10 protein-coding genes are annotated in these 11564 nt (G+C 71.7%); 4 read left to right on the forward strand and 6 right to left on the reverse strand.

Annotated features, from left to right (window positions below; genetic code table 11):
• Nucleotides 1-2: 2 nt before the first annotated feature.
• Nucleotides 3-1301, reverse strand: a complete 1299-nt coding sequence (locus GA0070621_RS05675; RefSeq protein ID WP_091192131.1) for an ATP-grasp domain-containing protein — start codon at nt 1299-1301, stop codon at nt 3-5.
• A gap of 160 nt (nt 1302-1461) precedes the next feature.
• On the opposite strand from GA0070621_RS05675, the gene GA0070621_RS05680 reads away from it, so the two are divergent.
• A complete protein-coding gene (locus GA0070621_RS05680; RefSeq protein ID WP_091192132.1) occupies nt 1462-2835 on the forward strand; it encodes an MFS transporter in 1374 nt (457 codons plus the stop codon).
• A gap of 58 nt (nt 2836-2893) precedes the next feature.
• Nucleotides 2894-4081 (forward strand): ATP-grasp domain-containing protein, encoded by a 1188-nt coding sequence (locus GA0070621_RS05685; RefSeq protein WP_091192134.1) that lies wholly within the window; start codon nt 2894-2896, stop codon nt 4079-4081.
• 7 nt (nt 4082-4088) lie between these two features.
• Here GA0070621_RS05685 and GA0070621_RS05690 read toward each other — a convergent pair whose 3' ends face one another.
• Together GA0070621_RS05690 and GA0070621_RS05695 are read right to left on the reverse strand one after the other, a co-directional pair.
• The gene (locus GA0070621_RS05690) at nt 4089-5651 is read right to left on the reverse strand and encodes an AMP-binding protein (RefSeq protein WP_167666629.1); all 1563 of its coding nucleotides are present in this window, start codon (nt 5649-5651) and stop codon (nt 4089-4091) included.
• 82 nt (nt 5652-5733) lie between these two features.
• A complete protein-coding gene (locus tag GA0070621_RS05695) occupies nt 5734-6894 on the reverse strand; it encodes a GNAT family N-acetyltransferase (RefSeq protein ID WP_167666630.1) in 1161 nt (386 codons plus the stop codon).
• A gap of 424 nt (nt 6895-7318) precedes the next feature.
• On the opposite strand from GA0070621_RS05695, the gene GA0070621_RS05700 reads away from it, so the two are divergent.
• The gene (locus tag GA0070621_RS05700) at nt 7319-7867 is read left to right on the forward strand and encodes a hypothetical protein (RefSeq protein ID WP_167666631.1); all 549 of its coding nucleotides are present in this window, start codon (nt 7319-7321) and stop codon (nt 7865-7867) included.
• A gap of 225 nt (nt 7868-8092) precedes the next feature.
• The gene (locus GA0070621_RS05705; RefSeq protein ID WP_091192137.1) at nt 8093-8875 is read left to right on the forward strand and encodes an AfsR/SARP family transcriptional regulator; all 783 of its coding nucleotides are present in this window, start codon (nt 8093-8095) and stop codon (nt 8873-8875) included.
• A gap of 116 nt (nt 8876-8991) precedes the next feature.
• On the opposite strand, the gene GA0070621_RS05710 is transcribed toward GA0070621_RS05705, so the two are convergent.
• The 3 genes from GA0070621_RS05710 to GA0070621_RS05720 form a co-directional block, all read right to left on the reverse strand.
• Nucleotides 8992-9672 carry a response regulator gene (locus tag GA0070621_RS05710; protein ID WP_091192139.1) on the reverse strand — a complete coding sequence of 227 codons (681 nt, stop codon included), beginning with the start codon at nt 9670-9672 and terminating at the stop codon, nt 8992-8994.
• Complete coding sequence (locus GA0070621_RS05715) at nt 9669-10577, reverse strand: sensor histidine kinase (RefSeq protein ID WP_167666632.1); 909 nt, start codon at nt 10575-10577, stop codon at nt 9669-9671. Before GA0070621_RS05715 ends, GA0070621_RS05710 begins: the two co-directional genes overlap by 4 nt.
• 266 nt (nt 10578-10843) lie before the next feature.
• Nucleotides 10844-11416, reverse strand: coding sequence for a DUF3995 domain-containing protein (locus GA0070621_RS05720; RefSeq protein WP_091192142.1), 573 nt, complete (start codon nt 11414-11416; stop codon nt 10844-10846).
• Between the last annotated feature and the right edge of the window lie 148 nt (nt 11417-11564).

Here is an 11564-nt window from a genome sequence, read left to right on the forward strand (position 1 = left end):
CGTCAGTCCTCGGTGTCGTCCGCCGTCACCTCGAAGATCTGGGCGGCCAACTGGTCGGCGATGTCCAGGTGGGCGCGGGGTGGCACCGACGCGGGGGTACCGTCCGGCCAGAAGCACTCCACGTATCCCTCTCGGGTCAGGTAGTTCGCCGAGACGGCGGCGGAGACGTGCCCGGGGGTCGCGAAGACCTCGTAGCTCGACACCGCCGGATGGACAGCCGTCGGCGTACCGATGCGCGTGATCCGCCCGGGACGCGCCTTCAGGGTGGCGATGGCCGCGACCCCGGCGGCCGGCCCGGGCAGCTCCGGCTCGTCGAGCTGGTCCAGATAGGAGCGTACGTGCAACTCGTACGGTGAGACCCCGAGCGCGCGTTCGACGAGGTCGAGGATGCCGTCGCCCGCAGTGCGGGCCCCCACCTCGATGATCTGCGGATCCCGACCGTCCTCCAGCCGGATCTCGACGTGGGCGAGACCCCGGTCGAGGCCGATCGCCGCGCACGAGGCGAGCGCCAGCTCCCGCACGTCCGAGCGGTCCGAGTAGCGACTGGGCAGGCGGTGCCCGATCTCGGCGAAGTAGGGCTCGGGCCCGAGCGACTTGTCGACGACGGCGAGCACGAACCGGCGATCACGATGGTTGAGCACCTCGACCGAGACCTCGTCGGTGAGATCGCAGAACTCCTCCACCTGGATCGACCGGTTCTTGACGGTGAACGTCGCGGCGGTCTGCTCGATGATCGCCCGGACGTACTCGTACGCCGCGGGCGCCTCGGCGGCCGCGCGGATCAACCGGACCCCGAGGCTGCCGCCGAAGGCGGACGGCTTGATGACGCACGGCAGGCCGAACTCCGCGATCGCCGCGTGGACGGCGTCCACGCTGTCCACGCGGCGGTAGCGAGGCGTCGCAAGGCCGGCGGCCACGAGCCGGTCCTTCATCAGGTCCTTGTTGATCGAGGAGGTGACGACCGCGTCGCGGCTCAGGTACGGCACGCCGTAGTGCTCGGCGACGGTCAGGCCGGCGACGAGCACGCCGTCGATGAACGGCACCACGGCGGCCGGGGCGCAGCCGGTCTCCTTCTCGAAGCCCCGCACCGCCTCCAGCGCCCCTGCCGGATCACTGCTGACGCCGCGGATGACGTGGTCGAAGAACTTGCCCGCCCGGGTGGCCGGGGCCGGGGCGATCGTGACGATCGGCCCGGGGAAGCTGCGGACGGCCGCCACGATCGCGCGCTCGCGCAACGCCATCGTGGCACCGAGTACCAGGAGATAGCGGGAGTTGACGCGGAGTGCCGAAGCGGTGCTCACCCGAGCAGGGTAACAGTGACCACGGTTGATCGACGGCCGGCACGCCCGGCGTGCGGACGGTCGCGCTCCGTACCGGTGCGGGCGCCCGCCCCGGGTCGCGCTGTGATAGGAACATCGTCGAGGACCAATCCGTTTCGACTCGCGCGAGAGGATCCTGCGGATGGCCGACGACGGGTCGCCCGACGCCCCTGCTCCCGACCCGTCCCACGAGACGGTCGGCGCGGTGGCGACCGACTCCGCCCGGCGGACCGACGACCAACCCGCGGCACCGACCGGCGTGCGGAGTCGCATGGTCCGCCTCGCCGTCGGCTGGCTGCCGGACGGGACTCCGGTCCGGCGCATGCTGACCGTGTCCTTCATCGACTCCCTGGGTACGGGGATGTTCCTGACCGGGTCGGCGCTGTTCTTCACCCGGGACATCGGGCTCACCGCGGCGCAGGTGGGCCTGGGCCTGTCCCTGGCCGCCGTCGCCGGCTTCCTGTGCTCGGTGCCGGTCGGCCGCCTCTCGGACCGGTTCGGCGCCCTGCCGCTCCTCGTGGCCCTCCAGTTCTGGCGGGCGGCCTGGTTCTTCGCGTACCCGTTCGTGGCCGACCTGCCCTGGTTCCTCGTGGTGTGCTGCCTCGCCGGGGCCGGCGAGTGGGCGGCCGGCCCGGTCGTCCAGAGCCTGTTGGGCTCCCTCGTCGCCCCGGCGGCGCGGGTGCGCGCCATGGCGGCCGTGATGCTCGTCCGCAACATCGGCTTCGTGCTCGGCGCGACCTCCGCCACGATCGTCATCGCGCTGGGCGGCGGCAACATCTACCGGGTGCTGGTCCTCCTCGACGCCGTGTCCTTCCTCGTCTCCGGCGCCCTCCTGCTGCGGTTGCGCGGTCGCCTGGCCGTCGCCCGGCCACCGGCCACCGCGCCCGAGCCGGAGCAGGCCGAGCGGCGTACGCGGCCCAGCCTCCGGTTCCTCACGCTCGTCTTCCTCAACGGCGTGCTCTACCTGCACGCCGTGATCCTCAGCGTCGGCCTGCCGCTCTGGATCACGACCAGGACGGACGCGCCGGTGGAACTGGTGGGCGCGGTCGTGGTGCTCAACACGGTGTTGGCCATCTCGCTGCAGATGCGGCTGAGTCGGGGCGTCGACGGCCTGCGTCCCGCCGCGTCGCGGCAGCGCCGCGCCGGGTTCATCCTGGCCGCGTGCTGCGCGCTGGTGTCGCTGACCGGGCCGGCCGCGCCCGCCGTGGCGGCGGCCCTCATTCTGGCGGGGACCGCGGCACTGACGGTGGGCGAGATCTACCAGTCCGTCGGAGCCTGGGGGGTGTCCTACGGGTACGCGCCCGACGCCAGCCGCGGCTACCACCTGTCCCTCTACAGCCTGGGCTCCACCGGGGCGATGATCGTGGGCCCGGCGCTGCTCACCTCCGTCGTCATGCCCGCCGGGCTGTTCGGTTGGCTGGGTCTCGCGGCGGTGCTCGCCGCCGCCGGAGCGCTCGTACCGGTCGTCGTGCGGTTCCGTCGCCTGCCGGCGGCGGAGACGACCCAACCGGTGTGACGGCGGGCCGGGCAGGGCGGCGACGACGTATCCGACAGGCACGGACGGAGGAGGAACGGTGCGGGAGTTGCTTCTGGTCGGAGTCGGCCTGATGGGTCGGCCCTATCTGGCGGCGGCACGTCGACTGGGGGTGCGCGTCCACGTCGTGGAGACGGCCGCCGCCGCGGCCGCGCTGCCGGACCAGCCCGACCACACCACGCTGACCAGCGGCGACAGCGACGAGGCATGGGCCGAGGTGGCCGCTGCCGCGGTCGCCGCGCGGAAGCCGGACGGAGTCGTGGCCTTCACCGAGCCGCAGGTGCTCGCGGCGGCCCTCGTGGCGGACACCCTCTCGTTGCCCGGCCCGTCGCTCGGCGCGGCGGTCCTGTCGCGTAACAAGGCGCTGCAACGGGGGCGCTTCGCGGCTGCGGGGATCCGGCAGCCCGAGTACCTCATCGCCGCCGATCTCCACGCCGCGGGGCAGTGGGCGGCCGGGCGGTTCCCGGTGGTGCTGAAGTCGTTGTCATCGGCGGGCAGCGTCGGCGTCGAACTGGTGGCGGACGAGCGCGAGTGGGCCGACGCGGTGCGGCGTCGGGCCGGTGAGGCACCGCTGCTGGTGGAGCGGGCCGTCGAGGGGCCGGAGTACAGCTGGGAGGCGCTGGTCCACGAGGGCAGCGTCTGGTTCTCCAGCATCACGGCCAAGGAGACGACCGGTCCCCCGTACTTCGTCGAGACCGGCCACCGCACGGCCGCGCCGGTCGACGCCGCGACGGCCGCGTCCGTCGACGACTTCGGCCGCTCCGTCCTGGCCGCGCTCGGCATGGGCAGCGGCATCGTGCATCTGGAGTTTCGGCTGGCCGACGCCGGGCCCACGCTGATGGAGGTGGCTGTCCGGATGCCGGGCGACTACCTGATGGACCTGCTCGGCCTCACGTACGGCATCGACTGGTTCGAGATGGTCGTCCGGCTGGCGATGTCGATGCCGCTGCCCGAGCGGCCGCCGCAGCGGGTGGCCCATGCCGCGGCGCACTTCCCCCTCGCGGAGCCCGGCGTAATTGCCGGCATCGACGGGCTCGACGTGGTGCGGGCCCACCCGGCGGTGGAGCGGGCCGGTGTGCTGGCGCGGGTCGGTGACGTCCTGGCGCCGGTGGTGTCGTCACAGCAGCGGCGCGCCTACGTCCTCCTCTCGGCCGACGACCCGGCCGCGATCGACGACGGGCTCGACCTGGCCCGCCGGAGGTTCGTCATCCGGACGCGGCCGGCCTGACCGGGGCTCAGGATCGGCTGCTGTCGGTGGCGGGGGCGGCGCCGAGCAGCGAGTCCCGTACCAGTTGCCGGTCGATCTTGCCCTGGTTGCCGGTGGCCGGCAGGGACGGGCGCGGCACCAGGCGGTGCGGCACCATGTGGGTCGGTAGCTGGTCGCGGAGGAAGCGTCGGAACTCCGCCGCGTCGACCCGCGTGCTGACGGTGTAGACCAGGGCGATGTCCTCGCCGATGTCGACGTTCGGCACGCCGACCGCGACGCACGCGTCGACGCCGGGAAACCGGGTGGCGATCTCCTCGACCTCGGTCGGGCTGACGCGGAACCCCGATGTCTTGATCATCGAGTCCCGGCGCCCGACGAAGTAGAGGTAGCCCTCCTCGTCCCGGGTCACCATGTCGCCGCTGAAGACCACCGTTTCGCCCGGGTATCGCGGCAGCGTCCGGAACCGCTTCGCGGTCTCCTCCGGGGCGCCCCAGTATCCCTTGGCGATGCAGCCGCCCCGGTGGACCAGCTCGCCGGGCTCGTTCGGGCCGACCTCGTGGCCCTGCTCGTCCAGGACGAGGATCTCCACGTCCGGGATCGCCCGACCGATCGACGTGGGACGGCGGGCCAACTGGTCCGGCTCCAGGCAGGTCGAGCGGAACGCCTCGGTCAGCCCGTACATGAGGAATTTCTCCGCCGCCGGGAAGGCCCGGGTGAGGTTCTCGATCATGCGGCGGGAGACGGCTCCGCCGGAGGACGAGACGTAGCGGACGGCGGACAGGTCCTCGGTCGGCCAATCGCGGAGCAGCCGCGCGTCGAACATCCGGGTGACGATGACCGGCATGACGGGCAGGACGGTGATGCGCTCGGCGGCCAGGAAGCGGAACAGGTCGGCGGGGAACACCAGCTCGTGCAGGTGGAGCTGGGCGCCGGTGTGCAGCGCCTGCCAGAGCTGGTTGAGACCGTAGTCGAAGTTCAGGGACAGAACGCTCCCGATGCGGTCGTCGCGTCGGGTGCCGAGGTACCGGGCGGTGATTCGGGCGCCATCGCAGAGGTTGCGGTGCGTCACCATGATGCCCTTGGGTCGGCCGGTGGAACCGGACGAGTAGATGACGCCGGCCAGGTCGTCGCCGATGGACCGCTGCGGCACCGCGCCACCGGCCGGTTCCGCCGCGTTTCCGGGATCGACGCAGATGTCGCGGGCGAGCAGCAGCGGGAGCGCGGGGGCGGAGGTGCGCAACTCGTCGGCGCGTACGTCGTCCGTGATCGCGGTCCGCATGCCGGAGTCCCGGACGATGTGCCGGATGTTGTCGCCCTTGAGGGTGGGCAGGATCGGCACGATCACCGCGTCTGCCGTCAGCACGGCGAGAATCGCCACGACCTGGTCGATCGACTTCGCCATGCAGATGCCTACCCGATCGCCCCGGCCGATGCCGTGGCTGATCAGGACGGCCGCCGTGGCGAGTGCGGCGTCCCGCAGCTCGGCGAAGGACAGTGAACGCTTGCCGTCCCGTACCGCCAGGTCGTCGCCGAACGTCCCGGCCGCCTCGTGCAGCATGGCGTGGATCGTGAACAGGTGCCGTGTCGTCATCGCACCATCCATGCCGCGCTCTCCTCATCCTTCTGGTCGCCCGCCGCCGTCCGGCCGCACCGACGCATGGTCCGGTCACCGCTCAGAAGAAGGTCTCCCACAGATCGGTACGCAGAGCCGCCGCGACCGCCGGCGACCGCCCTGCCAGCTCGGCCCGCTGCGCCGAGTTGTGGGCCCGGAGCTCGTCGCGGTGATCGTCGAGCACGCTGGTCGCGGAGAGGTCCAGCAGCCACAGCGGGCGAAGTTCGGCGCCGCGCAGGGCCTTGCCGTCCGGGGTCGCGATGCCGGCGTGCAGCCACCGCACACCGGGCAACCGTGCCGGAAGGTGGTAGGCCAGGTTGAAGTACTCGGCCGCCCCACGGAGTCGTTCGTAGTCGAAGCCCACCGCACGGAGGTAGATCGTGTCGCCGTCGCGGTAGTAGAGGCAGCAGCCCACCGGGGGGCCGTCGTCGTAGGCGCAGAGCAGCACCTCGGCCCGCGGCCCGGCCAGCTCGCCCTGCTTGCGGAAGCCGTCGTAGTAGATGGACGGGTCACCCGCCCGGCCGTAACGCCGCTCGGTGTGGATCGCCAGCCGGGCCACGTCGGCCCACGCCTCGGCCAGGGTACGCCGCTCCACCTGGTATCCGGCCTGCTCGAACTTCCGGACCTCGCTGCGGACCCGGCGGATCCGGTGCCGGGAGCCGAGCGACTCCAGCCACTCCTCCCATCCGCCCGACGGGATGCCGATCCACGCGTCGGCGGCGAGCAGCACCGGTTCCGCCTTCACCCCAGCCTCCCGGAAGGCGAGCACGTCCGGCGTCGTCAGGTGGACGGCGACCTGCGCGGACGCCGCCGCGGGTGGCACCGGCGGCCGCGCCGACCGGACCTCCTCGAGGATCCGCCCGGCGGCCGTCACCGGGTCGACGCCCGGCGACGTCAACAGGTTGGCCAGGTAGCCGCGACGCTGTCCGACGTAGATGCCGTGCTGCGGCGGGCTCGGCAGGCCGTGAGCGGCGAGGATCGTGCCCCACCGGCAGTTGGGGTGTGCGTCCTCGCCGACCGCGATCACCGGCACGGCGGCCCGGCCGCCGTCCGGCAGGGATACGTGGACGCCGCCGGAGGTGCCGCCGCCCTCCAGCGCGCACAGCCGCAGCCAGAACGCCGACGAGTAGAACCGGTTGCCGGCCATCTCGTCCCACTGCTGGTCGTCCAGGCCGCCGAGCGGGTCGCTGAAGTAGTCGGTGCCGCCGTCCAGTTGGGCCATGTTCCGCCTTCCGCCGCGTCGCCAGGGCCGGCGTCGGTCAAAGGGGTGCCGGCCGTCGCGCCATCGATCCTCGTGCGTGCCGGCGGACCAATCCTAGGCACGTCGATCGACCCTCAGGGGGCGAGCGGAACGAGGCGACGGTCAATTTTCTGCTTGCGGACCCGTACGCGGCCCTGGTTCGGCCCGGGTCACCGCGACCGGTGGCGGGCACGGTGCCCGGCCACGACCCGCACCTGGTGGACACCCGTCTGCCGCCGACGACGGGCGGTCAGCCCGACCGGTAGCCGGCGACGGCCGACCTCGACCGGTCGTCGACGCCGGCTCGACCCGTCCGTGGTCACGTCGATGCCGGGCAGAACTCGTGCGTACGGATCAACGCCCGGCCCTGGTGGGGCCGGGCCGGCGGAGGCGGAGGCGGTCAGCGGTGCTGCGAGAGAGACTGCGACAGTGGGATCCCCGGGTGTGGAACGCCACGCCGGAGGAGGTGGCGGCGGAGTATCCGTGCGATCGTCACCTGACCGTGCCGTTCCGTTCGTTCGTCCGGGCCGTCGACGTGGCGGCGCCGGTCCCGGTGGTGTACCGGTGGCTGTGTCAGCTCAAGGTCGCGCCGTACAGCTACGACCTGGTCGACAATCTCGGGCGGCGTAGTCCCCGGACCCTCACCCCCGGCGCCGAGGACCTGGCGATCGGCCAGAAGTTCCTCATCTTCGAGGTGGTCGAGTTCGTTCGCGACGAGCATCTCACCGGGCTGATCGCCCAGCGGCACCGGCGCAGCTACGGCGAGGTGGCGGTGACCTACCGGGTGACCCCGGCCGCGACCGGCACCCGCCTGGTCGGGCGGCTCGACGTCGGCGCCACCACCGCCTTCGAGCAGGCTCGGCGGGCCGCGCTGGCGGTCGGTGACGCGCTCATGGGCCGCAAGCAACTGCTCACCATCAAGGAACTGGCCGAGGCCGGCGCGCGTACGGAGTAAGCCGCGTGGCGCGCGCCTGCCGCAGTCCGCGGCGGGTTGGAAATTCACTCCGACATATTTGACGTGTCAAATGTGCGTACCGTCGGACACGGTGGGATACCTCTAAAGTGGTATCGATGAGACCCGATGGGTCTGGGTGGGCGATCTCCTTGGACGCAAAGCCCTTGAGGCTGGCTGGGAGGCGGTTAGCGTCTATGCCAGATGCAGAGAGAAGAGGGTCACAAAATGCTCCGCTTCAACATCCTCGGCAGCCTGGAAGTACGCCAGCACGGCGTTGACTGCACACCGACCGCACCCAAGGTTCGTGCCGTCCTCGCGCTGCTGCTGCTCCGTGCCAACCAGACGGTGAGCCAGGACGCCATTTTCGACTGGCTGTGGGGCGACCGGCCACCCCGGAGCGCCGCCACCACCACCCAGACCTACGTCTACCAGCTCCGGGCGTTGTTCGAGCGGGTGGGCGTCGCCGGGTCCGCGGACCAGCTCCTGATCACCCGGCCGACCGGCTACCTGCTGTCGCTCGGCGAGGAGCAGCTCGACACCACCGTGTTCGCCCGCCTCTGCGAGGAGGGCGGCGCCCTGCTGGACGGCGGGCGGGCCGCCGAGGCCGCCCAGCGACTGCGCCAGGCGCTGTCCCTGTGGCGGGGGCCGGTGCTCGCCGACGTCCATGTCGAGGACTCCATGGCCGCCGACGTCGCGCACCTCGGCGAACTGCGGATGCGGGCGCTGGAGCTGCGCATCGAGGCGGACGCCCGGCTGGGCCGCTACCGGGAACTCGTCACCGAACTGCGCGGCCTGGTCGCGGCCCACCCGTTCAACGAATGGTTCCACGCCCAGCTGATCACCGCGCTGAACCGGTGCGGCCGGCGGGCGGAGGCGCTGCACGCGTACCGGAACCTCCGGCAGACCCTCTCCGACGAACTGGGCCTGGAACCGACTCCGGAGCTGCAGGAGCTGCAGCGGCAGGTGCTGAACGGCACCCCGGCGCGACTGCTCGTGGCCGCCGGCTGACCCGTACGCCGATGCCCCCGACCCCCCGCCCGGCGCGTCCGGACGTCATGGGCGGGGGCATCGGCCCGACCGCTCGGCGAGGTCGGCCCCCCCCGACGGGCCGGTGCCGAGGGTGTTCAGGCGCGCAGTCGCGGAGCCGACGGCTTCTCCGGGCTGACCAGGTTCATCGCGATGGCCTTGTTCACCGCGTCGATCCGGGACACCGCGCCCAGCTTCGTGAACACGTTGCGCAGGTGCCGCTTGACCGTGCTCTCGGTGATGTCCAGCCGGCGGGCGATCTGCGAGTTGCTGTACGCCTGCGCCACCAGGCCGACGATCTCCACCTCACGATCGGACAGGACCTTGGCGGTGCTGTCGCTGACCTGCTCGAAGCTCTCCCGCGAGATCGACAACATGATCCGGTCGGGGTCGGTCCGCACGCTGCGCAGCGCCGCGACGAGATCGTCGCGGGTCACGCTCTTCAGCAGGTACGCCCGGGCGCCGGCACCGAGCAGCTCCTTCACCACGGCCGGCTCGTCGAACATGCTCAGGATGATGATGCGGGTGGCCGGTGCCGCCGTGAGGGTCCGGGTGATGGTGGTGGCGGCGTGGTCGCCGGGGATGCCCACGTCGAGCAGCATGATGTCCGGCCGGTGCGCGGTGACGAACGCCACGGCCTCGGCGCCGTTGCTGGCCTCGCCGATCACGGACAGGTCCGGTTCCATCGACAGCAACTCGCGAAGGCCGTGCCGGAACAGCGCGTGGTCGTCGACGAGCAGAATCCGGGTGGACGCGGCCGGTGCGGGACTCGGTGTCATTTCACCGTCCTGGTCAGGGGGATGAGCGCCTCGATCCGGGTACCGTGCCCGGGCACGCTGTGCAGGGCGAGCTTTCCGCCGAGCAGTTCGATCCGTTCCCGCATCGAGGCCAGCCCGCTTCCGCCGCCGCGCGCGCCGCTGTCCGGATCGAAGCCTACGCCGTCGTCGCTGACCCAGGCGCGAACCTCGTGCGGCGCGATGTCCACGTGGCTCAGCACAGTGGTCGCGAACGAGTGGCGGAAGGCGTTGCGCAGCGCCTCGCGGACCACCAGGAAGACCTCGGCCAGCACCTCGGGGGGTGCCCAGGACTCGTCCCCGCTGACTTTCAGGTCGACCGTCGCGTTGCCCTCGGCCATGGCGTCGAGGAAGCCGCGCAGCGCCTTCGCCAGGTTGTCGAACCGTGACTCCAGCCGCAGGTCGGTGGCCACGCCCCGGACCGCCTCCAGGGTGTGCACGCTGGCCTGGTAGGCCACGTCCACCTTGTCCTGGCACCGGTCGGGGTCGGTCTCCGCGTACGTCTGGGCCAGTTCCAGGTTGCGGTTCACCACGCTGGCCGACCCGCCGACCCGGTCGTGCAGCTCGCGGGCGATCCGGCGCCGCTCGGCGAGCTGGGCCTGGTGGACGCCGTCGAGCAGGAACGCCATGTACGACTCGGAGGCCCAGCGGATCCGCGTCATGACGCTGCGCTGGAGGGCGTGGGTGGCGGTGCGGATGATGCAGGTGGCGTCCGGGTGGCCGGCCGCGGTCTCGATGACCGCGTCGAGCACCGGCTCGAACAGTTCGGTCGCGGCCCGCAGCGACTCGACCGGGTGCAGGCTGTGCGCCCCGGCCGCTCCGCTCTGCCAGACGAGGGCGATCGCCGTCTCGTTGACCTGGGTTTGTCCAGTTCGGATACTCTCGGTCACATCAGCCAGCACCTGTCTGGCTTGGGCGATTGCCTGGTTGAGGAGCGCTTCTTCCAGTCCCAACGGACCGCAGACCCCGATGAGACGCTTACGGAAAGTGTCCACAACGGTGTCGTGTCGGGCCTCGAACGCGCTCGCGATAGCGAATCCGGTGGCGAGCGCGCTTGGATCCATTGGTCTCTTACCCTTCGCCGAACCGTCCCCGCGAGAGGCAAGTTTCCATTGCGTCCTGGCAAGTCTGCAAGATCCGCTGCCATCCGATCTAGCTAGTTCACCAATTTGTGCTGTGTTGTTCGTGAGGTGAGCCGCGAGTATCGGATTGTCGTGAAGGTGAACAACAGGCCACCGGCGAGCCAGATCGGATCCCAGAGCAGCAGGTGCCACGGCAGTGCCGCCCTGCCCAGCCCGGCCGGAACCTCGATCACCCCGGCCACGATCAGCAGGTGCTGCGCCAGATTGGCCAGGGCGTACAGCGAGAGCAGTGCGGCGGCGCCCCAGCCGGCGAGCAGCAGCAGCCACCGTGGCACCCAGCGCGGCCGTTGGCGGACCAACGCGAGGGCCAGTGCCGCGGCGATCAGCTTGAGCACCGCGGTGGCCCACAGCAGGGCCACGAAGGACGGCTCCCGGGCCAGCGCCGGGCCCTCGACCGCCGGGCCGATGGTGCCGGCGCCGACCAGCCCGCCGGCCGCCCAGTAGAAGCTCAGCGCGGCGAACAGCAGCGACCAGAGGCAGGCGCCGTGTCCGGCCCAGGTACCCGGCCGCACGCCCTCCCGCCCCACCGGGGCAGCCGTGCCGCCGCCGCGCCGGCCGTCGGTGCTCGCTGCGTTACTGCGGGTCAACGGTCCTCCCGTTTGGTCGGGTTCGTCGGTCCAGCGGGATCGTATCGGTGCACGTCGGTCCGGTCGCGTCCGCCGTCTCCGCGAGGCTCGGCGGTCGCCCTCGAAACGGCCTCTACCCTCGCTCGACTCCGGCGTCGGCGCGTTCGAG

Source organism: Micromonospora narathiwatensis (assembly GCF_900089605.1).
Taxonomy (GTDB): domain Bacteria; phylum Actinomycetota; class Actinomycetes; order Mycobacteriales; family Micromonosporaceae; genus Micromonospora; species Micromonospora narathiwatensis.

Excerpts from the sequence above, each read along its gene's own strand:
- GA0070621_RS05680 (WP_091192132.1), top strand. The coding sequence starts at position 1,462 with ATGGCCGACGACGGGTCGCCCGACGCCCCTGCTCCCGACCCGTCCCAC.
- GA0070621_RS05690 (WP_167666629.1), bottom strand. The coding sequence starts at position 5,651 with ATGACGACACGGCACCTGTTCACGATCCACGCCATGCTGCACGAGGCG.
- GA0070621_RS05695 (WP_167666630.1), bottom strand. The coding sequence starts at position 6,894 with ATGGCCCAACTGGACGGCGGCACCGACTACTTCAGCGACCCGCTCGGC.
- GA0070621_RS05705 (WP_091192137.1), top strand. The coding sequence starts at position 8,093 with ATGCTCCGCTTCAACATCCTCGGCAGCCTGGAAGTACGCCAGCACGGC.
- GA0070621_RS05710 (WP_091192139.1), bottom strand. The coding sequence starts at position 9,672 with ATGACACCGAGTCCCGCACCGGCCGCGTCCACCCGGATTCTGCTCGTC.